General features: G+C 62.7%; 26 protein-coding genes and 1 tRNA gene. 10 read left to right on the top strand and 17 right to left on the bottom strand.

Translation table 11 applies throughout. The features are described from left to right. Positions 1 to 146 precede the first annotated feature (146 nt). The 6 genes from ftsK (at position 147) to cysG (ending at position 7,665) form a co-directional block, all read left to right on the top strand. Complete coding sequence (gene ftsK, locus AC25MA_RS23415) at positions 147 to 2,567, top strand: DNA translocase FtsK (protein ID WP_081791634.1); 2,421 nt, start codon at positions 147 to 149, stop codon at positions 2,565 to 2,567. Between the two features lie 62 nt (positions 2,568 to 2,629). After that, positions 2,630 to 3,253, top strand: coding sequence for an outer membrane lipoprotein periplasmic chaperone LolA (gene lolA / locus AC25MA_RS23410; protein ID WP_028692385.1), 624 nt, complete (start codon positions 2,630 to 2,632; stop codon positions 3,251 to 3,253). A 12-nt stretch (positions 3,254 to 3,265) separates the two neighbouring features. Beyond that, positions 3,266 to 4,591: a replication-associated recombination protein A gene (locus tag AC25MA_RS23405; protein WP_028692384.1), complete on the top strand. Its 1,326-nt coding sequence runs from the start codon at positions 3,266 to 3,268 to the stop codon at positions 4,589 to 4,591. Next, a complete protein-coding gene (gene crcB / locus AC25MA_RS23400; RefSeq protein WP_028692383.1) occupies positions 4,588 to 4,962 on the top strand; it encodes a fluoride efflux transporter CrcB in 375 nt (124 codons plus the stop codon). Before AC25MA_RS23405 ends, crcB begins: the two co-directional genes overlap by 4 nt. 30 nt (positions 4,963 to 4,992) lie before the next feature. Then, positions 4,993 to 6,273, top strand: coding sequence for a serine--tRNA ligase (serS, locus tag AC25MA_RS23395; RefSeq protein ID WP_028692382.1), 1,281 nt, complete (start codon positions 4,993 to 4,995; stop codon positions 6,271 to 6,273). Further along, positions 6,274 to 7,665 carry a siroheme synthase CysG gene (gene cysG / locus AC25MA_RS23390; RefSeq protein WP_069017328.1) on the top strand — a complete coding sequence of 464 codons (1,392 nt, stop codon included), beginning with the start codon at positions 6,274 to 6,276 and terminating at the stop codon, positions 7,663 to 7,665. Positions 7,666 to 7,778: 113 nt separating this feature from the next. Here the strand turns inward: cysG and AC25MA_RS23385 are convergent, their stop codons facing one another. The 8 genes from AC25MA_RS23385 to AC25MA_RS23350 all read right to left on the bottom strand — a co-directional run bounded on the left by AC25MA_RS23385 (position 7,779) and on the right by AC25MA_RS23350 (position 13,584). Further along, a complete protein-coding gene (locus AC25MA_RS23385) occupies positions 7,779 to 8,741 on the bottom strand; it encodes a glutathione S-transferase family protein (RefSeq protein ID WP_197866078.1) in 963 nt (320 codons plus the stop codon). A gap of 97 nt (positions 8,742 to 8,838) precedes the next feature. Continuing rightward, complete coding sequence (locus AC25MA_RS23380; protein WP_175406192.1) at positions 8,839 to 9,822, bottom strand: glycosyl transferase family protein; 984 nt, start codon at positions 9,820 to 9,822, stop codon at positions 8,839 to 8,841. A gap of 29 nt (positions 9,823 to 9,851) precedes the next feature. Further along, positions 9,852 to 10,187 (bottom strand): TusE/DsrC/DsvC family sulfur relay protein, encoded by a 336-nt coding sequence (locus AC25MA_RS23375; protein ID WP_028692378.1) that lies wholly within the window; start codon positions 10,185 to 10,187, stop codon positions 9,852 to 9,854. After that, the gene (tusB, locus tag AC25MA_RS23370) at positions 10,184 to 10,480 is read right to left on the bottom strand and encodes a sulfurtransferase complex subunit TusB (protein ID WP_028692377.1); all 297 of its coding nucleotides are present in this window, start codon (positions 10,478 to 10,480) and stop codon (positions 10,184 to 10,186) included. The genes AC25MA_RS23375 and tusB overlap by 4 nt, the downstream gene beginning before the upstream one ends. Next, a complete protein-coding gene (gene tusC / locus AC25MA_RS23365) occupies positions 10,480 to 10,839 on the bottom strand; it encodes a sulfurtransferase complex subunit TusC (RefSeq protein WP_050706344.1) in 360 nt (119 codons plus the stop codon). Before tusC ends, tusB begins: the two co-directional genes overlap by 1 nt. A 1-nt stretch (position 10,840) precedes the next feature. Then, positions 10,841 to 11,233 (bottom strand): sulfurtransferase complex subunit TusD, encoded by a 393-nt coding sequence (tusD, locus tag AC25MA_RS23360; protein ID WP_028692375.1) that lies wholly within the window; start codon positions 11,231 to 11,233, stop codon positions 10,841 to 10,843. Between the two features lie 86 nt (positions 11,234 to 11,319). Further along, entirely contained in the window at positions 11,320 to 12,699 is a 1,380-nt protein-coding gene (locus AC25MA_RS23355) for a nucleobase:cation symporter-2 family protein (RefSeq protein WP_028692374.1), read from the bottom strand. 213 nt (positions 12,700 to 12,912) lie between these two features. Then, on the bottom strand, positions 12,913 to 13,584 hold the full coding sequence (locus AC25MA_RS23350) for a Bax inhibitor-1/YccA family protein (protein WP_028692373.1): 672 nt from the start codon (positions 13,582 to 13,584) through the stop codon (positions 12,913 to 12,915). A gap of 147 nt (positions 13,585 to 13,731) precedes the next feature. Between AC25MA_RS23350 and AC25MA_RS23345 the strand changes: the two genes are divergently transcribed. Further along, a tRNA-Ser gene (locus AC25MA_RS23345) sits at positions 13,732 to 13,819 on the top strand. Between the two features lie 111 nt (positions 13,820 to 13,930). Here AC25MA_RS23345 and AC25MA_RS23340 read toward each other — a convergent pair. From AC25MA_RS23340 to AC25MA_RS23330, 3 genes are read right to left on the bottom strand one after another with little or no spacing between them, the layout of a single operon-like run. Next, entirely contained in the window at positions 13,931 to 14,992 is a 1,062-nt protein-coding gene (locus tag AC25MA_RS23340) for a tyrosine-type recombinase/integrase (protein ID WP_486972441.1), read from the bottom strand. Between the two features lies 1 nt (position 14,993). Further along, positions 14,994 to 15,236: a DUF4224 domain-containing protein gene (locus AC25MA_RS23335; RefSeq protein WP_088852954.1), complete on the bottom strand. Its 243-nt coding sequence runs from the start codon at positions 15,234 to 15,236 to the stop codon at positions 14,994 to 14,996. A 37-nt stretch (positions 15,237 to 15,273) separates the two neighbouring features. Beyond that, entirely contained in the window at positions 15,274 to 15,651 is a 378-nt protein-coding gene (locus AC25MA_RS23330; RefSeq protein ID WP_088852955.1) for a hypothetical protein, read from the bottom strand. A 222-nt stretch (positions 15,652 to 15,873) separates the two neighbouring features. Here AC25MA_RS23330 and AC25MA_RS23325 point away from each other — a divergent pair, with 222 nt between their 5' ends. Together AC25MA_RS23325 and AC25MA_RS23320 are read left to right on the top strand one after the other, a co-directional pair. After that, a complete protein-coding gene (locus AC25MA_RS23325) occupies positions 15,874 to 16,047 on the top strand; it encodes a hypothetical protein (protein ID WP_486972440.1) in 174 nt (57 codons plus the stop codon). 418 nt (positions 16,048 to 16,465) lie between these two features. Further along, positions 16,466 to 16,783 carry a hypothetical protein gene (locus AC25MA_RS23320; protein WP_486972439.1) on the top strand — a complete coding sequence of 106 codons (318 nt, stop codon included), beginning with the start codon at positions 16,466 to 16,468 and terminating at the stop codon, positions 16,781 to 16,783. Positions 16,784 to 16,808: 25 nt separating this feature from the next. On the opposite strand, the gene AC25MA_RS23315 is transcribed toward AC25MA_RS23320, so the two are convergent. Together AC25MA_RS23315 and AC25MA_RS23310 are read right to left on the bottom strand one after the other, a co-directional pair. Then, positions 16,809 to 17,759: a phosphoadenosine phosphosulfate reductase domain-containing protein gene (locus AC25MA_RS23315; RefSeq protein WP_486972438.1), complete on the bottom strand. Its 951-nt coding sequence runs from the start codon at positions 17,757 to 17,759 to the stop codon at positions 16,809 to 16,811. A 406-nt stretch (positions 17,760 to 18,165) separates the two neighbouring features. Then, positions 18,166 to 18,894 carry a hypothetical protein gene (locus AC25MA_RS23310; RefSeq protein WP_486972437.1) on the bottom strand — a complete coding sequence of 243 codons (729 nt, stop codon included), beginning with the start codon at positions 18,892 to 18,894 and terminating at the stop codon, positions 18,166 to 18,168. Between the two features lie 107 nt (positions 18,895 to 19,001). Here AC25MA_RS23310 and AC25MA_RS23305 point away from each other — a divergent pair, with 107 nt between their 5' ends. Beyond that, complete coding sequence (locus AC25MA_RS23305) at positions 19,002 to 19,235, top strand: hypothetical protein (RefSeq protein ID WP_288522438.1); 234 nt, start codon at positions 19,002 to 19,004, stop codon at positions 19,233 to 19,235. A gap of 589 nt (positions 19,236 to 19,824) precedes the next feature. Here AC25MA_RS23305 and AC25MA_RS23300 read toward each other — a convergent pair. From AC25MA_RS23300 to AC25MA_RS23285, 4 genes are all read right to left on the bottom strand, one after another. Next, positions 19,825 to 20,124 (bottom strand): hypothetical protein, encoded by a 300-nt coding sequence (locus AC25MA_RS23300; protein WP_288522440.1) that lies wholly within the window; start codon positions 20,122 to 20,124, stop codon positions 19,825 to 19,827. A 21-nt stretch (positions 20,125 to 20,145) separates the two neighbouring features. Further along, positions 20,146 to 20,529 carry a helix-turn-helix domain-containing protein gene (locus tag AC25MA_RS23295; RefSeq protein ID WP_288522442.1) on the bottom strand — a complete coding sequence of 128 codons (384 nt, stop codon included), beginning with the start codon at positions 20,527 to 20,529 and terminating at the stop codon, positions 20,146 to 20,148. A gap of 375 nt (positions 20,530 to 20,904) precedes the next feature. Further along, positions 20,905 to 21,372 (bottom strand): hypothetical protein, encoded by a 468-nt coding sequence (locus tag AC25MA_RS23290; RefSeq protein ID WP_288522444.1) that lies wholly within the window; start codon positions 21,370 to 21,372, stop codon positions 20,905 to 20,907. A gap of 313 nt (positions 21,373 to 21,685) precedes the next feature. Then, the gene (locus AC25MA_RS23285) at positions 21,686 to 22,384 is read right to left on the bottom strand and encodes a S24 family peptidase (RefSeq protein WP_104445283.1); all 699 of its coding nucleotides are present in this window, start codon (positions 22,382 to 22,384) and stop codon (positions 21,686 to 21,688) included. Positions 22,385 to 22,474 lie beyond the last annotated feature (90 nt).

The raw sequence follows: 22,474 nt of genomic DNA, 5'->3' as shown, positions 1-22,474 counted from the left end.
ATCTATATGAAAGTAGCCCCCGTTCGCGCCCCACACGGCGTGCCGCCATGGCGGCTGGCGGGCAGTAATGTTAAAAGTAGTGGTTAATTGGCCAGTGACCGGCCAATCACTATTGGACGCGCAGCACGCGCAGGAATAGACGCGTTTTGAAGAAATCCACCGCAACTCCAGCCCCCTTGCCAGTGCCCCTGTGGCGGCAACAGCTGCACTACCGCCTGAAGGAAGGTGCGCTGATCGCCGTCGGCGCCCTGTGCCTGTACCTGTGGATGGCACTGGTCACCTACGACACCGCCGATCCGGGCTTCAGCCACACCAGCAACGCCGAGCAAGTGCAGAACGCCGCCGGCCGCGCCGGGGCCTACTTCGCCGATATCCTGTTCATGGTGCTCGGCTACTTCGCCTATATCTTCCCGCTGCTGCTGGCGATCAAGACCTGGCAGATCTTTCGCGAGCGTCACCAGCCCTGGCAGTGGAGCGGCTGGCTGTTCTCCTGGCGCCTGATCGGCCTGGTGTTCCTGGTGTTGTCGGGCGCGGCATTGGCACATATCCACTTCCACCCGCCGGCGAGCATGCCGTTCTCCGCCGGTGGTGCCCTGGGCGAGAGCCTCGGCGATCTGGCGCGCAACCTGCTCAACGTGCAGGGCAGCACGCTGATGTTCATCGCCCTGTTCCTGTTCGGCCTGACCGTGTTTACCGACCTTTCCTGGTTCAAGGTGATGGACATCACCGGCAAGATCACCCTCGACCTGTTCGAGCTGGTGCAGGGCGCCGCCAACCGCTGGTGGGAGGCGCGCAACGAGCGCAAGCGCCTGGTGGCGCAGCTGCGCGAGGTGGACGAGCAGGTCGATGAAGTGGTCGCCCCGGTGGTCGCCGACAAGCGCGAGCAGGTCAAGGCCCGCGAACGCATCATCGAGCGCGACGAGGCGCTGACCAAGCACATCGCCCAGCGTGAACAGCAACCAGCCCCGGTGATCAACCTGCCGACTCCGTCGGTCAAGGCGCCGGAGCCGAGCAAGCGGGTGATGAAGGAGAAGCAGGCGCCGTTGTTCGTCGACAGCGCCGTCGAAGGCACGCTGCCGTCGATCTCCATCCTCGACCCGGCCGAACAGAAGAAGGTCGAGTACTCGCCCGAATCCCTGGCCGCTGTCGGCCACCTGCTGGAAATCAAGCTGAAGGAATTCGGCGTGGAGGTCTCGGTCGACTCGATCCACCCGGGCCCGGTGATCACCCGCTATGAGATCCAGCCGGCCGCGGGCGTCAAGGTCAGCCGTATCGCCAACCTGGCCAAGGACCTGGCGCGTTCCCTGGCGGTGACCAGCGTGCGCGTGGTCGAGGTTATTCCCGGCAAGACCACCGTGGGTATCGAGATTCCCAACGAAAACCGCCAGATGGTGCGCTTCTCCGAGGTGCTGTCGTCGGCGCAATTCGACGAGAACAAGTCGCCGGTCACCCTGGCCCTGGGCCACGATATTGGCGGCAAGCCGGTGATCACCGACCTTGCCAAGATGCCGCACCTGCTGGTGGCCGGTACTACCGGTTCTGGTAAGTCGGTGGGCGTGAACGCGATGATCCTGTCGATCCTGTTCAAGTCGGGCCCGGAAGACGCGCGGCTGATCATGATCGACCCGAAAATGCTCGAGCTGTCGATCTACGAAGGCATTCCGCACCTGTTGTGCCCAGTGGTCACCGACATGAAGGACGCCGCCAACGCCCTGCGCTGGAGCGTCGCCGAGATGGAGCGCCGCTACAAGCTGATGGCGGCCATGGGCGTGCGTAACCTGGCCGGCTTCAACCGCAAGATCAAGGATGCCCAGGAGGCCGGCGAGATCATCCACGACCCGCTGTACCGTCGCGAAAGCATGGACGACGAGCCGCCGGCGCTGAAAACCCTGCCGACCATCGTGGTGGTGGTCGACGAATTCGCCGACATGATGATGATCGTCGGCAAGAAGGTCGAAGAGCTGATCGCACGTATCGCCCAAAAGGCCCGTGCAGCCGGTATCCACTTGATCCTGGCCACCCAGCGCCCGTCGGTGGACGTGATCACCGGCCTGATCAAGGCCAATATCCCGACCCGCATGGCATTTCAGGTATCGAGCAAGATCGACTCGCGGACCATCATCGACCAGGGTGGCGCCGAACAGCTGCTCGGCCACGGTGACATGCTCTACATGCCGCCGGGCACCAGCCTGCCGATTCGCGTGCATGGCGCGTTCGTTTCCGACGACGAGGTGCATCGCACGGTCGAGGCCTGGAAGCTGCGCGGCGCGCCGGACTACAACGATGACATCCTCAACGGCGTCGAGGAGGCCGGCAGCGGCTTCGACGGCGGCGGTGGCGGTGGCGGCGATGGCGACGACCCGGAAGCCGACGCGCTCTACGACGAAGCCGTGCAGTTCGTGCTGGAAAGCCGCCGGGCGTCGATCTCGGCGGTGCAGCGCAAGCTCAAGATCGGTTACAACCGCGCCGCGCGGATGATCGAGTCGATGGAGATGGCCGGCGTGGTCACGCCGATGAACAGCAACGGCTCGCGGGAAGTGATTGCCCCGGGCGGCCCGCGCGACTGATGAACAACCTGCCGGGCGCCATTGATGACGCCCGGCCCCTCCACTGTGCAATGAGGATTTCCATGCGCGCGATTCGCATGCTGTTGGTTTCTGCCCTGGCTACGGCCAGCCTGTCGGCCCAGGCCGGCGAACAGGACGTCCAGCGCCTGACGCAATTGCTGGAAAAGTCGCAGACCATCGAAGCCAATTTCTCCCAGCTGACCCTGGATGCCGGTGGCACCAGCCTGCAGGAGACCAACGGCAAGATGACCGTCAAGCGCCCGGGCCTGTTCTACTGGCACACCGATGCGCCGCAGGAGCAGGTAGTGGTGTCCGACGGCAAGAACGTCACCCTGTGGGACCCGGACCTCGAGCAGGCGACTATCAAGAAGCTCGACGTGCGCCTGAACCAGACCCCGGCGCTGCTGCTGTCCGGCGATGTGTCGAAGATCAGCCAGAGCTTCGACATCACCTCCAAGGAGCAGGGCGAAGTGATGGACTTCACCTTGAAGCCCAAGACCAAGGACACCCTGTTCGACTCGCTGCGCGTGTCGTTCCGCAGGGGCCTGATCAATGACATGCAGCTGATCGACAGCGTCGGCCAGCGCACCAATATCCTGTTCAATGGCGTCAAGGCCAACCAGGCGGTGCCGGACAGCAAGTTCCAGTTCGACATCCCCAAGGGCGCTGACGTCATCAAGGAGTAAGCGGAGCCTGTGATGGACCTGTTTCGAAGCGAACCCGTCGCCCAGCCCTTGGCCGCCCGCCTGCGTCCGTCCAACCTGGACGAGTACGTCGGCCAGGAGCACTTGCTGGCGCGCGGCAAGCCGCTGCGCGAGGCGCTGGAGCAGGGTGCGTTGCACTCGATGATCTTCTGGGGGCCGCCGGGGGTGGGCAAGACCACCCTGGCGCGGCTGCTGGCGCAGTTCTGCGACGCCCACTTCGAAACGGTGTCGGCGGTGCTGGCCGGTGTCAAGGAGATCCGCCAGGCGGTCGAGGTGGCGAAGCAGCAGGCCGGCCAGTATGGCCGGCGCACCATCCTGTTCGTCGACGAGGTGCACCGCTTCAACAAGTCGCAACAGGATGCCTTCCTGCCCTACGTGGAGGACGGCACGCTGATCTTCATCGGCGCCACCACCGAGAACCCGTCGTTCGAGCTGAACAACGCGCTGCTGTCGCGGGCGCGGGTCTACGTGCTCAAGAGCCTGGACGAGGCGGCGCTGCGCAAGCTGGTCGATCGCGCCCTGAGCGAGGAGCGCGGCCTGGGCAAGCGCAACCTGCGGGTGGGTGATGAGGCGTTCAAGATGCTCATGGCCGCCGCCGACGGCGATGGCCGGCGCATGCTCAATTTCCTCGAGAATGCCTCGGACCTGGCCGAAGACGGCGGCGAGATCGGCGTCGAGCTGCTGCAGAGCCTGCTCGGCGACAGCCGTCGGCGTTTCGACAAGGGCGGTGAAGCGTTCTACGACCAGATTTCCGCGCTGCACAAATCGGTGCGCGGCTCCAATCCGGACGGTGCGTTGTACTGGTACGCGCGCATGCTCGACGGCGGCTGCGACCCGCTGTACATCGCCCGCCGCGTGGTGCGCATGGCCAGCGAGGACATCGGCAATGCCGACCCCCGCGCCCTGAGCCTGTGCTTGGCGGCGTGGGACGTGCAGGAGCGCCTGGGCAGCCCCGAAGGCGAGCTGGCGGTGGCCCAGGCCATCACCTACATCGCCTGCGCGCCGAAGAGCAACGCGGTGTACGTGGGCTTCAAGGCGGCCATGCGCGAGGCCGCCGAGCACGGTTCGCTGGAAGTACCGCTGCACCTGCGCAACGCGCCGACCAAGCTGATGAAGCAACTGGGCTATGGCGAGGAGTACCGCTATGCCCACGACGAGCCGGACGCCTACGCCGCCGGCGAGGACTATTTCCCCGAACAGCTCGAGCCGCGCCAGTACTATCAACCGGTGCCGAGGGGGCTTGAGCTGAAGATCGGCGAGAAGCTCAAGCACCTGGCCGAGCTGGACCGCAACAGCCCTCGTCAGCGGAGAAAACCGTGATCGCACTCATCGCTGCCGTCAGCGCTGGCGGGATTGCCGGCACGCTGCTGCGCTTCGCCACCGCCAACTGGGTCGCGGCCCACTGGCCACGGCACTTCTATGCCGGTACGCTGGCGGTCAACCTGGTCGGCTGCCTGCTGATCGGCCTGCTCTACGGGCTGTTCCTGCACAAGCCGCTGGCGCCGGTCGAACTGCGCGCCGGGCTGATCGTCGGCTTTCTCGGCGGTTTGACCACTTTTTCCTCCTTCTCGCTCGATACCGTGCGCCTGATGGAAAGCGGGCAGGTCCCGTTGGCCTTGGGCTATACCATTATCAGCGTGGTGGGCGGCCTGCTCGCGACCTGGGCCGGCCTGTCCCTGACCCGATTCTGAACCAACATCTACACATAACGAGAGAACGACATGCTCGATTCCAAACAGTTACGCACTGAACTTCAGGCAGTGGCGGACCGCCTGGCCACCCGTGGCTTCAGCCTGGATGTCGCGCGCATCGAATCGCTGGAAGAGCGCCGCAAATCGGTGCAGACCCGCACCGAGCAACTGCAGGCCGAGCGTAACGCCCGTTCCAAATCGATCGGCCAGGCCAAGGCCAAGGGCGAGGACATCGCACCGCTGATGGCTGACGTCGAGCGCATGGCCAATGAGCTGGCCGCCGGCAAGACTGAACTGGACGGTATCCAGGCCGAGCTGGACGGCATCCTGCTGACCATCCCCAACCTGCCGGACGCCAGCGTGCCGGTCGGCGCCAGCGAAGACGACAACGTCGAAGTGCGCCGCTGGGGGACCCCGACCACCTTCGACTTCGAGATCAAGGACCACGTCGCCCTGGGCGAAGTCAGCGGTGGCCTGGACTTCGAGGCCGCGGCCAAGCTGTCCGGCGCCCGCTTCGCCGTGCTGCGCGGCCCGATCGCCCGCCTGCACCGCGCCCTGGCGCAGTTCATGATCAACCTGCACACCGGCGAGCACGGCTACGAGGAACACTACACCCCGTACCTGGTGCAGGCTCCGGCCCTGCAAGGCACCGGCCAGCTGCCGAAGTTCGAGGAAGACCTGTTCAAGATCAGCCGCGAAGGCGAGGCCGACTTCTACCTGATCCCGACTGCCGAAGTGTCGCTGACCAACCTGGTGGCCGGCGAGATCCTCGACGCCAAGCAGCTGCCGCTGAAATTGGTCGCCCACACCCCGTGCTTCCGCAGCGAGGCCGGTGCCTCGGGCCGTGACACCCGCGGCATGATCCGTCAGCACCAGTTCGACAAGGTCGAGATGGTGCAGGTGGTCGAACCGTCCAAGTCGATGGAGGCGCTTGAAGGTCTGACCGCCAACGCCGAGCGCGTGCTGCAACTGCTGGAGCTGCCGTACCGCGTGCTGGCGCTGTGCACCGGCGACATGGGCTTCGGCGCGGTGAAGACCTACGACTTGGAAGTGTGGGTGCCGAGCCAGGACAAGTACCGCGAGATCAGCTCGTGCTCGAACTGCGGTGATTTCCAGGCGCGCCGCATGCAGGCCCGCTGGCGCAACCCGGAAACCGGCAAACCGGAGCTGGTGCACACCCTCAACGGTTCGGGCCTGGCCGTCGGGCGTACCCTGGTGGCGGTGCTGGAGAACTACCAGCAGGCCGACGGCTCGATCCGTGTGCCGGAGGTGCTCAAGCCGTACATGGGTGGCGTCGAGGTCATTCGCTGAATGGACTACCTGCCGCTTTTCCATAAGCTGCAGGGCGGCCGTGTGCTGGTCGTCGGCGGCGGCGAGATCGCCTTGCGCAAGGCGCGTCTGCTGGCCGATGCCGGCGCCGCGCTGCGGGTGGTGGCGCCCGAGGTCGACGGCCAGTTGGCCGCGCTGGCCCGCGAGGGCGGTGGCGAGGTGCTGGTGCGTGGCTACCAGGCGAGCGACCTGGAGGGCTGCCGCCTGGTGATCGCGGCCACCGACGACTCCGCGCTCAACGCCCAGGTCTCGGCCGAGGCCCAGGCGCGCAGCCTGCCGGTCAACGTGGTGGATGCCCCGGCCCTGTGCACGGTGATCTTCCCGGCCATCGTCGACCGTTCTCCCCTGGTGGTGGCGGTCTCCAGCGGTGGCGACGCCCCGGTGCTGGCGCGCTTGATCCGCGCCAAGCTGGAAGCCTGGATCCCGTCCGCCTACGGCGAACTGGCCGGGCTGGCGGCGCGTTTCCGGCACAAGGTCAAGGCCTTGTACCCGGACGTCAACCAGCGGCGTGGCTTCTGGGAGAGCGTGTTCCAGGGCCCGGTTGCCGAGCGCCAGCTGGCCGGGCAGGGCGCCGAGGCCGAGCGGCTGTTGCAGGCGATGGTCGACGGCGCGCCGGTGCAGCAGGGTGGCGAGGTGTACCTGGTGGGCGCGGGGCCGGGCGATCCGGACCTGCTGACCTTCCGTGCCCTGCGCCTGATGCAGCAGGCCGACGTGGTGCTGTATGACCGCCTGGTGGCCCCGGCCATCATCGAGATGTGCCGGCGTGATGCCGAGCGCATCTATGTTGGCAAGCGCCGCGCCGACCATGCCGTGCCCCAGGACAAGATCAACCGTCTGCTGGTCGACCTGGCCCGCCAGGGCAAGCGCGTGCTGCGGCTCAAGGGTGGCGATCCGTTCATCTTTGGCCGTGGTGGCGAGGAGATCGAGGAGCTGGCCGACGAGGGGATTCCGTTTCAGGTGGTGCCGGGTATCACGGCGGCCAGCGGCTGTTCCGCCTATGGCGGGATTCCGCTGACTCATCGCGACTATGCCCAGTCGGTGCGTTTCGTCACCGGCCACCTGAAGGATGGCACCAGCAACCTGCCGTGGGATGACCTGGTGGCGCCGTCCCAGACCCTGGTGTTCTACATGGGGCTGGTCGGGTTGCCGACCATCTGTGCCGAGCTGATCCGTCATGGGCGCGCGGCGAGCACGCCGGCGGCTTTGGTGCAGCAGGGGACCACGCGCAACCAGCGGGTGTTCACCGGCACCCTGGCTGACCTGCCGGAGCTGGTGGCGCGGCATGAAGTGCATGCGCCAACCCTGGTGATCGTCGGGGAGGTGGTGCAGTTGCGCGAGAAGCTGGCGTGGTTTGAAGGGGCGCAGGACGCCTGAGCACGTTGTAGATCCACGTGGGAGCGGGCTTGCCCCGCGATAGCGTCAGAGGCGGCAACATTGTTGCCTGATCCGGCGCCATCGCGGGGCAAGCCCGCTGCCACGTGGGGTCTTCATCTTCTCTGCCAGATCCCTCTGCCCGACAACCGCTCCCGGTCATGCGGCAAGCCAAAGTCCTGCAACGGCCCCTTGGGCACGATCCCGTTCGGGTTGATGGTCTTGTGGCTCATGTAATAGTGCTTCTGGATATGTTCCATGTTCACCGTGCCCGCCACTCCCGGCCACTGGTACAGCTCGCGCAGCCAGTTGGACAGGTTCGGGTAGTCGCTCAGGCGACGCAGGTTGCACTTGAAGTGCCCGTGGTACACCGCATCGAAACGCACCAGTGTGGTGAAGAGGCGCACATCGGCCTCGGTCAGGTACTCGCCGGCCAGGTAGCGCTGGTGGCCCAGCAGCCCTTCCAGATGATCCAGTTCGTTGAATACTTCGTCGAAGGCGGCCTCGTAGGCGTCTTGCGAGGTGGCGAAGCCGGCGCGGTACACGCCGTTGTTCACGGCCGGGTAGATACGCTCGTTGAGCGCATCGATGGTCGCCCGCAGCGGCTCGGGGTAGAGGTCCAGGGTATTGCCGGTCAACCCGTCGAAGGCGCTGTTGAAGATACGGATGATCTCGGCCGACTCGTTGTTGACGATGCGCTTCTCCTGCTTGTCCCACAGCACCGGCACGGTCACGCGCCCGGTGTAGTGCGGATCGTCCTGGGTGTAGCGCTGGTGCAGGTACTGCAGCGCATCCAGTTGATCGCCGCTGGAGCCTTGCTGCTGGTCGAAGGTCCAGCCATGCTCGCCCATCAGCCAACTGACCACCGAGACATCGATCAACGGCTCCAGGCCCTTGAGGGCACGGAAGATCAGGGTGCGGTGCGCCCACGGGCAGGCCAGCGACACGTACAGGTGATAGCGGCCGGCCTCGGCGGCGGGCAGCGGGTTGCGCCGCTGGGCGTTCTCGCGCTGGAAGGCGCCGTCCTTGCTGCTCTGGTACCACTGGTCATGCCAGTGGCCATCGATCAAAAGGCCCATCTCGGAGCTCCTCGAAACACAATCGTTTGTCGTTGGAGCTCAGTCTAGGGCAAAGCGTTCGAAGAAATAGCGCAAAGACTGCCCTATTCCTATCGACTTATTCGATGTCTATGCGGGCGGCCCAGTAGGCGCGGGCATTGTTGAACGCCTGCTCGCGCTCCTGGCCGAGCCCGCGCAGGGCCAGGGCCATGGTTGCGACCACGGCCAGTTCGCCGTAGCTGTCCTGCGCCTCGCCGCGCCACACCGCTAGCAGGTGCTCGGGCTGCAGGCTGGCCGGTTTCACATGGCGCTGGGCGCTGAGCGCCGGCCACTCTTCGTCCCAGGCCTCGCCGGCCGAGGTGCCGTACAGGTGGCTGATGACATCCGGGTTGACCTCGATCTCGCCACCGTCGCCCTTGATGACCACGGCATGATCGCCGAGCAGGCGGCTGGCTTCGCGGTGCACCGCCTGGTAACCGGGGTGGAAGATGCTCTGCAGGCCGCAGCGGGCGGCAAGCGGGTTGAGCACCCTGGCCAGCGAGTGGATGGGCGAGCGCAGGCCCAGGGTGTTGCGCAGGTCGATCATGCGTTGCAGCTGCGGCGCCCAGTCCTGCAAGGGAAAGAAGGCCAGTCGGTGGCGGTCCAGGGTCTGCTCCACGGCCGTCCAGTCACGGCTGAGCGGGATCTCCAGCAGGTCGAGCAATTGTTCGGTGTACAGTCGCCCGGCCGTATGGGCGCCACCACCGTGCATCAGGATGCGCACGCCATTGCCTGCCAGGCATTTGGCCGCCAGCAGGTACCAGGGCAGGTGGCGCTTCTTGCCGGCGTAGCTCGGCCAGTCCAGGTCAACGGCGATGCGCGGCGCCTGTAGGTGGGCGCGCAGGGCCTCGGTGAAGCCGGCCAACTCCTCGGCGCTTTCTTCCTTGTGCCGCAGCAGCATCAGGAAGGCGCCCAGCTGGGTGTCCTCGACCTTGCCTTCGAGCAGCAGGGTCATGGCGGCGCGGGCTTCCTCGCGGGTCAGGCCGCGGGCGCCGCGTTTGCCCTTGCCGAGGATGCGCACGAACTCGGCGAACGGGTGTTCGGCCGGGGTTTCCAGGGTCAGCGGGCGTGTGTCGTTCAGCTGTGGCTCGGTCATATGCAGTTGGTCGGCTTGGGCAGGCCCGCCAGCTTGGCGGCGAGTTTGGCGGGGGTGCCATTGAACAGGCGGTTCAGGTGCGGGCTGTTGCCTTTTTCCGCACCGAGCTTGAGCGCGGTGTACTTGATCAGCGGGCGGGTGGCTGGCGACAGCTGGTACTCCTGGTAGAACTGGCGCAGCAGCTCGAGGATTTCCCAGTGGTCCGCGGTCAGGGCGATGCTTTCGCGCGTGGCGAGGGCCTCGGCGACTTCGTGGGACCAGTCCTGCAGCTCGACCAGGAAGCCGTCCTTGTCCAGGGCGATGTGGCGATCGCCGACAGTCAGGGTACTCATAACCAGCTGTTGACCTTGTCGTGGTGCAGGGTGAGTTCGACGAAGGCGGCATAGTCCACGGCCTCGGCCAGCTGGCTGTCGAGGCCACGGGCCTGCAGGTCTTCGGCAAGAGCGAACAGCCGCCCGCCGAGGTTGGCGGCCTGCAGGATGGCGAACGGCTCGCTGCCGGCCTTGAGCGCGTAGGTGGCGTCGCCGCACAGCAGCAGCCCGTCTTGCGGGCCCAGCAGGCGCAGGCAGCTGGCCAGGCGCTCGTCGCCGAAGGGCGAGTGGGCGATTACATGCAGGGTCGTCATCAGAGCGTCACCACCTGGTCGAAACGGGCAATCAGCGCGGTCAGCGCACTGTCGTCGAGCACCTCGACCGGCAGCGCCAGGGCGTCACCGTCCAGCCCCCGGCGGGCCAGGCTGTGGCCGCAGGCGAACAGCTCCTCGACCCCGAACATCGGCAGGGCCTGGAGGTTGGCGGTCAGGTTCTTCTGCTGCAGGGCGTCGGGTTGCTGCGCGGCGGCGAGCTGGAACACGCCGTCGTCGAGGAACAGCATGCCCAGCGGCAGGTCGAAGGCGCCACCGGCCAGGGCGATGTCCAGCGCCTCGCGGGCGGACGGGCCGCTCCACGGCGCCTGGCGGCTAATGATCAACAAGGACTTGGCCATCTCAATCACCTCCGAAGCAGACCAGACGGTCGGCCAGTTGCGCGGCTTCGTGCAGTTGGCCTAGGCCGGACAGCTCCCACGGCATCGGCAGGTTCACCGCCGGGCGCTGGTAGCGATTGGCCTCGGTGTCATCGAGCACGCCCCGGCGCAGGGCCGCGGCGATGCACACCACGGCGTCCAGGCGGTGGTCGCTGACGAAGGCGCGCCACTGCGCAGCCACGTCCAGCTCGTCCTGGGGCGTGACGATATTGGCCGAGGCGCTGTGCACCCCATCCTGGTAGAAGAACAATCGGGCTATTTCATGCCCGCCGGCCAGCACCGCCTCGGCAAAGCGCAAGGCGCGGCGCGAGGAGGGCGCATGGGCCGGGGAAAAGACCGCGATGGCGAATTTCATGGAAGGCTCGTGCAAATGAATGCGGCCATGATAAAGCAAAAAGCCCGCGCTGGTGGGCGCGGGCTTTTTGCTCTGGCTGGCGCGGCTCAGGCCTGTTCCTTGCCCTCGGGCAGGAACCAGTTGAGCAGCAGGGCGCAGATGCCGCCGGTGGCGACGCCCGACTCCAGCACGTTGCGCAGCGCCGCCGGCATGTGCGAGAGGAACTCCGGCACCTGGGCCACGCCCAGGCCCAGCGACAGCGACACGGCGATGATCAGCAGGGCGCGGCGGTCGAGGCGGGTGCTGGCAAGAATGTTGATGCCCGAGGCCGCCACGGCGCCGAACATCACCATGGCCGCGCCACCGAGCACCGGCTCCGGCACTGCCTGGATTACCCCGGCGACGCTGGGGAACAGGCCCAGCAGGATCAGCATGGCGGCGATCCAGATACCGATATGGCGGCTGGCGATGCCGGTCAGCTGAATCACGCCGTTGTTCTGGGCGAAGATCGAGCTGGGGAAGGTGTTGAACAGCCCGGCCAGCAGCGAGTTGGCGCCGTTGACCAGCACTCCGCCCTTGATCCGTTGCATCCACACCGGGCCTTCCACCGGCTGGCGCGAGACCTTGCTGGTGGCGGTCACGTCACCGATGGCTTCCAGCGAGGTGACCAGGTAGATCACCAGCATCGGGATGAACAGCGACCAGGAGAAGCCCAGGCCGAAGTGCAGCGGCGTCGGCACCTGGAACAGCGCGGCCTGGTGCATGCCGGTGAAGTCCAGGCGGCCCAGGTAGCCGGCCAGGGCATAGCCCACGGCCAGGGCGATGACGATGGCGCAGCTGCGCATCCACACCACCGGAATACGGTTGAGGATGACGATGATCGCCAGTACCACGCCCGACAGCAGCAGGTTCTCGCCATCGGCGAAGGTGCCATTGGCCATGGCGCCGAAGCCGCCGCCCATGCTGATCAGGCCGACCTTGATCAGGGTCAGGCCGATCATCAGCACGACGATGCCGGTCACCAGCGGGGTGATCAGGCGCTTGACGAAGGGCAGGATGCGCGACACGCCCATTTCCACGAACGAGCCGGCGATGACCACGCCGAAGATCGCCGCCATCACGCTTTCTACCGGCGTGCCCTGCTTGACCATCAGCGCACCGCCGGCAATCAGCGGGCCGACGAAGTTGAAGCTGGTGCCCTGGACGATCAGCAGCCCGGCGCCGAACGGCCCGAAGCGCTTGCACTGGACGAAGGTGGCAATACCCGAGATCACCAGCGACATCGACACGATCAGGTTGGTGTCACGCGCCGACACGCCCAGCGCCTGGCAGATCAGCAGGCCCGGCGTAACGATCGGCACGATGATCGCCAGCAGGTGCTGCAAGGCCGCCAGCAGGCCGATCAGTAGGCGAGGCTTGTCCTCGAGGCCAAGGACCAGTTCATTGGCAGGCGCCGCCGCGCCTGGGCCGTGTTCGTGTGAACTCATGGGAAAATGCCGCCCCGGAAGAAAAAAGGAGCGCATTCTACGGGCAGAAAGCCCATAGGGGTAGAGGCAAGCACGATGGCCGCACAATCGAAGGGGAATGGGGCAATAAGCTGACTTTTAAGTCAATCTTCGCTGGCTTTGCTACCGCTGTTCAGCAGGCACGAAAAAGCCCGCCGAAGCGGGCTTTTTGTGAGGCGCTGTCAACCGATTCTATCAGTCGTCGCGGCCCATGATGCCGAACAGCTGCAGCAGGCTGACGAACAGGTTGTAGATCGACACATACAGGCTGATGGTGGCCATGATGTAGTTGCGCTCGCCGCCATGGATGATGGCGCTGGTCTGGAACAGGATGCAGACCGACGAGAACAGTACGAAGCCAGCGCTGATCGCCAGTTGCAGGCCGCTGATCTGGAAGAAGAAGCTGGCCACCACGGCACCCAGCAGGACGAAGAAGCCGGCGGTGATGAAGCCGCTGAGGAAGCTCATGTCCTTGCGGGTGATCAGCACGTAGGCCGACAGGCCGCCGAACACCAGGGCGGTCATGGCGAAGGCCGAGCTGACCACTTCGGCGCCACCGGCCATGCCCAGGTAGCGGTTGAGGATCGGGCCGAGGATGAAGCCCATGAAGCCGGTGAGGGCAAAGGTGGACACCAGGCCCCAGGCCGAATCACGCAGCTTGTTGGTGAGGAAGAACAGGCCGTAGAAGCCGATCAGCACCACGAAGATGTTCGGGTAGCCGACACGCATCTGCTGGGCGACGAAGGCCATGATGCCGCTGAAGGCGAGGGTAAGGGCCAGCAGGCTGTACGTGTTGCGCAGGACCTTGCTGACCTCCTGCTGCTCGACCTGCTGGCCGTGTTGGACGGCGTAATCCTGTTCGCGCATGGCGCACTCCTTTGGGGTGAGACCGCGGTCCGGGACCGACGGTAGTGGAACGTATGAGGCAGAGCATATCAGAGCTGTCGCAGGGCGCGACACAGAGAGTTTGACAGCTTGTTACATTACGGTATGATTGCCGCCGCAAAACAAGCTGGAAGCGTGGCCGAGTGGTTTAAGGCAACGGTCTTGAAAACCGTCGATGGGCAACTATCCTAGAGTTCGAATCTCTACGCTTCCGCCACATTCAAAGCCCTGATTTTTCAGGGCTTTTTGCGTTTTTGGGGCATAGTAAAACTACCCATGGGAACACCCTTGGGAATGGTTTGTTGTGGAAGCGCTTCCGAAACTTTCCCTATTTGGTGGGTTTCGCCAGGGCTCCAACTCGGCGATACACCCGCTCTGTGATGTCGCCCTTGGTATGGCCGAGCAGCAGACTGGCGTGGTCAACGTCGGTGATTTCCGAGGCTGCTTTCGGGCGAATGTCGCGGAACTGGAATTGGCTGATACGGCCGGCCAGCACCGGGTCACCTGCGGCGACCGCTTGCTTCACGGCTTCCTCCCGGGCATCGTCCCATCGGTGGCGAAGCATCGGTGCCGTGACACGTTTGCCGTTATCAGTCAGCAGCAGGTATGGCGAGCCATGCGGAGCATTGCGCTCCAGGATCTTTCTTATCAGCGCACCCAAGCTGCTTTCTACTCCGTCCACCTCAAGCATGATCCGTAGCTTCTTTTGGGTCTTCTTCTGCTTTACGCCGAGGGCTTTGTCCTCGATGTCGTCCCTCCTCATCACCAGCACGTCCGCCGGACGCTGGCCCGTCAAATACGCCAAATCCATGGCATCCTTCAGTTCGCCCACCGCTTTCGCGTAAACCGCGTTCCAGATCGCATCGTTAGCGTAGAAGTCTCGCGGCACCTCCTTGTTCTTGCGCACGCCCTGGCACGGATTCTCGTTGGTTGTGAGCCCCCATTCCCGGGCTATGTTGAAGATGTGCGATAGGGTGGCGATCTCGCGATTCGCCCTGACTGGGGCGGTTCTCGCATCGCGATACTTCGCCACATGCGCAGGGGTGATGCCGTCGATTGGGGCCTTCTCGAAGTAGTTTCGCAACTGGCGTATCTCGGCCAGGTTGTCCTTCTGTGTGCGCGGCGCCTTCTTCGGAATGATGTCGCGCTCGTAGCGGTCGAAGATGGCGCCCATGGTGACCAGATCCTTGGGCTTCTCCTTCGCTTCAAGTTCTGCCCACTTCAGTCTGGCAAGGCTCAAGTCGGTGCCCAGCGCTACCTCTTTGCCCGACTTGTCCCGGTAGTAGTAGCTAATCCATTCCTTGTCGGGTTTTTTCTTGCTCTTACTGGTCCGCTTTCGTCGGTACACACCCGGAGGCAAGTCCCTGTTTTCGGTCTTTCTAGGACGCATTTCACCTCACCTTCGAAATGTCAGGTGTCCACGCAGGGACTACAGGTGGTGGTGACGCCGTTGGCATTACTCCAAGGCTCATGCCCAGTTTCATACGAACGTAATGGCGGCCAACCAGTGGGCGCCCGCTGCGGGTTTCAACGAATACCCAGCCACGTTCCTCTAGCCAGCGACGCTGATATCCCCTGGCCTTATAGCCAGTCAGCTCGGCTAGCTCTTCGTCCGAAAGAATCTCGGTTTGCATGTGATGGTCTCCACGCCGCCGGTGGCGGCAGGTTGTGTCAGGCCGTAGCCTGGGCGATGGTCTGCTCGAAGCGCGATGCCAGTTCGGCGTTTACCTCGGCCTTGGCCAGGCTGTCGGTGGTGGCCTTGGCGCGGTGCAGGGTTTCGTACTTGCGCAGCTGGGCGGCCGCCTCAACCAAGTCGGCCAGGAGGTTCGGTGCCTGGGCGATCAGCCGGGCATTCGCTCTGCGCACATCCAAGGCGAGCTCAACAAGCCCAACCTCGGTGAATGTCATTGCATCGCCACAGTCGGCAATCATCCAGCCGTCAGTTGGGAGTGCTTTCACGCCGTCGCCGCTGTCGGCACCCAGGCCGGTGAAAACCTCGGTCTCGTTCAGGGCTTCCCAGGGGCCTGGGGTGTGCTTGTGTTTCGTCATGGCAATAGCTCTCCATGCCCGCGCATATCGGCAGGCTTGAATTGTTGAGGGGGAGGGAGAAAAGCGTGATGCTTCGTTGTCAACATGGCGTAGTGCCACTCATCCTTGATGTGGTGGTCACTTTTTGCGTTACGCGTTTAGGGGCTAAAAATGCCTAATTCAGATCAGAAATACCGGGCGTACCAGCTGCTCCGACAGCTGGATACCGCAACGTCTTCAATCATGAATCAAGTCGCCTACGGCCAGATCGGCGGTCCTCTGTGGGGGGAGGCCTTACTTGTGCAGCAAAAGGCGTTTGACGACTGGGCGGATTATGCGAAGACGCTGGCCACGCTTGAGATCCTGGCCTGCAGTGCTCAGCCATCCGGTGATCACAAAGACCAAAGCGAGGTTTAAGCCATGCTTGGGCAAGTCGTTACTTGGAAATATCGATTAGGTGATGGATTACATCACCTCTAGTGTGCTGCTGGACCGCTCCTGCTGAAGGCCTCGTTGCCTCGAAACAGAGGGGAGAGGGGTTACAGTGGAGCGGAGTACAAGTGTGCTCTTTCGGTCAGGGCTGTTTGCCTGACGCCCTGTAGGTGCACCCTTAGCACTTCCCGCAATTCATGCCGGGCCGGCACACAACAGCAGGCACGGGAGGTGACTTGATTGCCTGGCGCTTCCACACCGGCCATGGCGCTACTATCTCGGCGCAGCGGTAGCAGTAGTCGCGGAGAGCCTGCTTTGCGTTCGACTTTGTGCTGGAATGGTTTTCTGTGGGCATGGGGATGCCTCGCGGTACTGGCGAATCATCTTCGCATGGGCTAATGATGTGTCGGGTGGCGAACGCCGGGAGGAAAGCGCTTTGTACGGGAAAAATGAAATTCACTTTGAGCTAAAGAATGCCGTCGAGGCTTTGTTGACCCATCCCGGGTCAGACCTCGAGCGGCTGAAAGTTGCCGTCAGCAATCTGCGAGGCATCCAGCTAACTGACTTCGAACATCACATCGATCAGACGTGTTTTGCTGCCATCCAAAACGCCATCAAGAGTTTTGATCTCGGCGACGTCGGAAGCGTTGATGAGCACCATATCCGGCGGCAGATCTGGCAGCTGTACGACAGGAACTCACCGAAGCGCTTTCATGCCTAGCCTCTCCCAGCCGGGGCCTGATGGATTATTCGCAGAGGCCGTAGGCCGAAGAGCATTTCTGTTTGCTTTCGGTGCGGGCTATCAGGTCGACCATGTCGAATTGTCGGCCACCGCGTGATGTGTTTGCCCAGTCCACCATGCGGTCTATGCCGTGGGTTTGAGCGCTGACCTTGTCGTCGGATCGAACGGTGGGGTCGGTGACCGTGGCGAAGAACGTGGCAGCGCCTCGCTTGCTGGCGATGCTCACCAGGCGCTCCCACTCGCGCACCCTGGCTACTTCTTCCGGCCACCTGGCGGCGATCTCGCGCAGCTCATCCTTCGCGCACATGATGCAAGGCATGCAGCCTACGCGGTTGCAGCCTTGAAGGTACAACGGGTTTGGCTTGATGCCTGCGGCTCGGTGCGCTTCGAACACCACATCCACTGTCCATTTCAGAATGGGGCGATAGTTGAATAGGCCTCCGCCGACCTCGTCGCACTCTGGGAGATATCGTCTGTTCAACGACTCATCGGCTCGCACGCCCTGCCAAGACAGCACCAGGTTCTCGCCAGTCATCAACGGCAGGAAGACATCTTCAATGATCGGGTTTCGCTTCAGTTCATCGGTGCAGAAGCGTGCCTTGGTGCTGGGGAAGCGGCCCTTCCAGAGGCACATGTCGAGGAATGGGTTGCCGGTGGGATGTAGCACCTCCAGGGCAGACATCACCACCGCCTCGGGCACTCCCTTCTCCCGCCACTTAGTTTCGATGAACTTGCGCTTGCCGGCGATCTGCCTGGTGAAGTCGGCTTTTACCCAGCGGATCGGTACCCCAACAGCATCGGCTAGGTAGTGCACATAGTCATAGGTAGCCGGGTGTTCGTGCCCAGTGTCTGCAAAGACGGCGCTGAGGTTCGGCACCTCCAGCTCGCGGGCGACCAACAGAGTGGCCGTGCTGTCTTTACCGCCGCTCATGCTGACGATGTTGAATTCGGCCATCGCGTGGTCCTTGCGTGCAGGCGCCGCCCTCGCAGGTCGGCGTTATCGTTGAATAGGGGAAGGCGCTGGCGGGCAGCACCGTGGGTGATTCTTTGGGCGAGTGGTATGCTTCGCCGCTTACTTGCAGGGAGAGCGGGCAGTGGTTTTGAAATTCTCGAAGAGGCAGCGATGGTGGGGTGGTATCGCCATTGCCGCTGCAAGCTTGGTTATGGCCGGGTGGATCCCTAAGCCCTGGGCTTGGGGCTTTATGCTTACTGGGGTTGCCGGAGTCAGAATTTGGGGCTCGAGCTGGGATAACTATCTGAACTGTGACCAGGGCTGCCATTCTCAGCAGGAGCATGAGAAGTACTGCCATAGGCCTGAGTCTTCAGACCAGGCTTGAGGCGCTGGCGGGCGGCGCCGAAGGTCAGTATTCGTCTGCTTCGGCATAGCGAATGTCGCCGACGTACACCTGCTCGTACTCGACCTGGGTGCCTCCCGTGTACAGGTTCAACACCAGGGCCTCGGCACCGTAGGCGCTGCCGAGAATCAGCGACTTCTTCATGTCGGTCTCGCCAACACGCAGGGAGTAGCACTCACCCTCGCCAGTGAACGCCATCTGCACCTGGCAGGAATACTTGTCCACCCCTTCGTTGGCATCGGCATAGAGGTGCCAGTAGTCGGAAGTGGACGAGTAGCCCGTGCCTTTCTCGATGATAAATGTCGGCGCCTCGCTGCCGTGCTTGTCGCGGAGATGGCTGTCTTCGAAGGCCTTGGTCAGCTGGTCGATCAGTTCCGACAGCTTGATGCGAGCTGGCAGTGGCACAAGCACCTTGGCGAGCTTTTCCGTGATGGTCTGGCGTAGCGCCTGTTCCTGGTAGTCATTGATCATCGCGGACACGGTCTTGAGCACCAGATCCCCGTAGCGGCCCAGGCCCTCAATCTTGGTAGGCATGGCGCCCGCCAGGCTCTCTTCCAGCAGCTTCTTGAACGGCGAGTTGTAGCTGAACTGCTCCTTGATCGCGCTCGTGACCGCGCTTTCAACGTTCTTGTCGATGATCGGCTGCAGCTTTTCCGGGCTCAGCGCGGCGGCTACCGAGTCGGCTACGATTCCTTCGATGTTGATGTCGAGTTGAATGGTGTATCTCCTGGGCATGCGGCGCCCTCCGTGATAACGACGGCATGGTGGCTGTTTAAAATCACAGCATTGTGGCCTTTTGCCTGCCGTGGTTTATTTGGGACTCAATACAAAAGGAGGTATGTATGGCTTGGTATCACCGCGACAGCGATGTCCAGAAGAGCAATTCGGACGCTTACAAGCGTGAATTCAAACCCGGTGAAAAGGCTGAATGGCCTGGCATTTACCACTGCATCAACTGCGGCGATGAAATCGCCATCGCTGGTGGTCACACTCTTCCCGCGCAGAATCATTACCAGCACGCCAATCAGAAGCCGATCATTTGGCGTCTTGCGGTCTATGCGCAACAGAAGAAGTAAGCGGGTCGATCACTTTGCATCCCGGGTCCCGCTTCAACTCGTCTATGCTTGCCGCGTCAAACTGACGTGCTAGCTTCGGCGAGACGAAAAAGCTGGCGCGTCAGCTTGTTTAAGGCGGCGCGCCCGTTCTTCAGGATCCTGGATGATCTACGACAAGGCCAGATCCTGCCAAAGCTCCTGCTCCTGGTCGTAGCCATGGGGCTCGATCCCAGCTATCAGCACGCTCGCGGTAGTCCGCAGAGTGCTTAGCGGCTCCCGCCTTCTGCTCCGTCATGACCGATGCCTCTCGATTTGCATGCGCCGCCCTCCGTGCTGGTGGCGGTATGGTGGCAATTTGGGGTGGGATGGGGTAATACGATGGCGAGTTAACACCAGCCAGGGATTCCGAATGAACCGAGCAATTAAACTCTTGATGGCCTGCAATTTTGCGACACTGCTAGTCGCGATCACTGCCTGCTACTTCGCATATGAAGCCAGGAAGAATGCTCGGGAAGCGACGTTTGCGGCCGAATGGTCGTCGTCTGGATCTGCAAGGGAGCTCTCGGATATCAAGGACTCTGTTGAAGCATTAAGCAAAGACCTTGAGTACCTAACAGATCGAGCGAAGATCGAAGATCGGATTTACGTGCCGATCCTCCCCCAGAGGTAGATGCGTCTCCATCGCATCCACAAACACCATCGCGGCCTTGTAGCTGAAGCAGAAACCCTTGGTTTTGCCCGTGGCGATCTCGATGATGTGCCAAGCCTTGCCCTTGGCGACTGCCTGGAACAAAGGTTTGGGCGCCGGGGCAGGGCGACCAATCAGTTCGTAGAACTCGGCGGTAGCCATGAGGGAACGTGCACGCAGGGCGGCCAGGCCGTCCACGCGCTGTTGCATGGAGTGGTGCATGGAGTGATCCTCTGTTGGGATTCAGGCGTAGTGCTCGAAGGCCTCGGCCTTGCGAACGATTCGAATCTGGGCCGTACGCCGCTCGGGCGCCCTGCGGTCGCGGCGCAGTGGGTCGCTGTCATCGATGACCGCATGCATAGCGATCAGGCCGGCCAGGGCGATGCACAGCGGGCTGATGATCTGCCGGCGCATAGCTTCTGCCACGGCAGCTGCTCGACGCGCTACGCCGAGCTTGAACATGGCGTTTTCAATGCGGTTGGCCACAGTGCCCGGGGTGATCTGCATCTGCTGGGCAATCTGTTTGGCGGTCATACCCTGGGCGACGCCAAGCAGCGCTTCTAGCTCTCGGGGAGCCAGCCCTTTGCCAAGGTGGCCTGTCCATGTGCCGCAAGTAATCGTTTCCATCAGTGGTCCTTGGTGGGCTGCATTGGAGAGCCTATCCCGCCTGTCTCCCTGAACATGTTGATGTAGGGTCGGGAAGGGCTCTCCGATGCAGCCTGGTGCTGGGGAAGACCAGGTGATCGGGCCAGTCTGTTCCTGGCAGTCAAGGGAAGGGGCCGGTCAGCCCCGGCTGCTCACCACTGCCCAGGTGACGGGCTTTGCGGTAGGCTGAGCGCTCTCACACAACACAGCCAGCAAAGGAGGGCGGTGCACGCATGCACATTTACAAACTGAAGTATCTGTCGATTGAGGGCGACTCGGCACAACCAACTTTCGAATCAGCCAAGAGGCTCGACGTTGGTGATGTGATCGAGCTGGAAAGCGGTTTTTGGCACGTCATCACAGACATTCGAAATTTGAAGACAGGTACTCAGCTAGTTCTTGCTGAATCCGGCCAGACTGCTCAAGAGGCAGAGCTGCTAGCAAGGCAGCTACTAGACGACTAAGCACTACAGTCGCGTATTTCGCGCAGCTGTCTCGATCAACCTCTGTACTTGGGTGCATCAGCTTGAGTCGAGTTGCCAAGCCGATGTCGCCCTGGTGGGTAATGGCGACAAATGCCGCTTCGATTCTCCCCGAAAGCCCTGGCGGAGTGAGAGCTGGGTATGAATGTCCACCGCGCTCGCTGTTGAGCTTGAATACGTCTGGGTGAATCTCGTGTAACGCTTTGGCTGCCTCGCTAGATTCGGTAGGGACCAATATCAACCCAAGGTCGAAAAGCTCCTTGAGGCGCTCAGCTCCTGCATCGCCGATCCGTACGCATCGTTTGGATGCGGGGTCGATGGCCACAACTGCTTGTTTTGTCATGTCCTTCTCCGGTTGATTTCCCGCCTGGCCCTGTTTCCAAGGCCAGTCAGTGAAATCTGTTTTTGCTCCAGCCGCGGTGCTCACCCGCTGGAAAACTGCATTGGCGCTTTACGCTGCACGCCCAGGGCAGTTGCCACCCCTCTGAACAGTTGAGGCCTGTCCATCGCTGCCTTCGTTGCTGGCCGGTGTCGATCCGGCGATGAAGCAAAGTTACCTCTGGGTAACATATTTGGTCAATACCTATGGGTAATCTTTTTTGAGGCGGGCGAAAAAAAAGCCCGCGATGGCGGGCTTTGATTGGGGTAGGGGCGGGCTAAAGAAGCACTGAGTACCAGAACACTCGGCCAATCACTAGGATCTGCTTGGAGACAAGCTCTTCCGCCGAATACTCCTCATCCGGGTGTTCGTCGCGGTTATAGCTACGTAGGCGTACCCCACCACCTGGCAGGCGGTATAGCGTTTTCACGCGCAATTGGCCGCCGTGATTTATGGCGTACATCTTGCCGTCTACCACTGCGGTTCTGCCTTGATCTACTCCTACGGTGCTCCCGTCTGGAAGGACTGGCTCCATGCTGTTCCCGCTTACGGTCACGCATACGGCATCGCTCGGCTGAACGCCTTGCCGGCGGAGGGTTAGCTTGCCGAAGCGAAGCTTACGGCCGCTAGCCTGTTCCACTGCAGTGCGGCCCCGGCCTGCGGAAAGCTCTACTTCCTTGAGAAACGGCACATAGACCTCGTCGTCAGCCAGCGGCGTGTTGTCGTCCCAGACGTCAAATGAGCCGACGACCTCGGCATTCGCCTGAATTTCTGTCACGCCTTTAGCAGATAGCCCTGGTTGATCCATCGCATAGCGAGGGAGGCCGAGGGTTTCCTCGATCTCGCGGGCAAGGTCTTCCCCGATCTTCTTTGCGCCTGCGCTATCAGGGCGTGCGAGGCACCGGGAAATGTAGTTCGCACTTTTCCCTAGGGCGTCAGCGATACGGGCCTGCTTGCCTTCGAAGCGCGAGTTCATGAGGAGCCGCAAATTGTCGCGGCGGGTATCTGAGATTTCCATTGAGCAATGATCTGAAAACGTTACCAAAAGGTAAATTCCCTGTAGGTA

The organism is Pseudomonas sp. P65(2024) (genome assembly GCF_057480955.1).
Note: the sequence above shows the minus strand (reverse complement) of the source record. Positions and strands in the feature narration are given on the sequence as shown.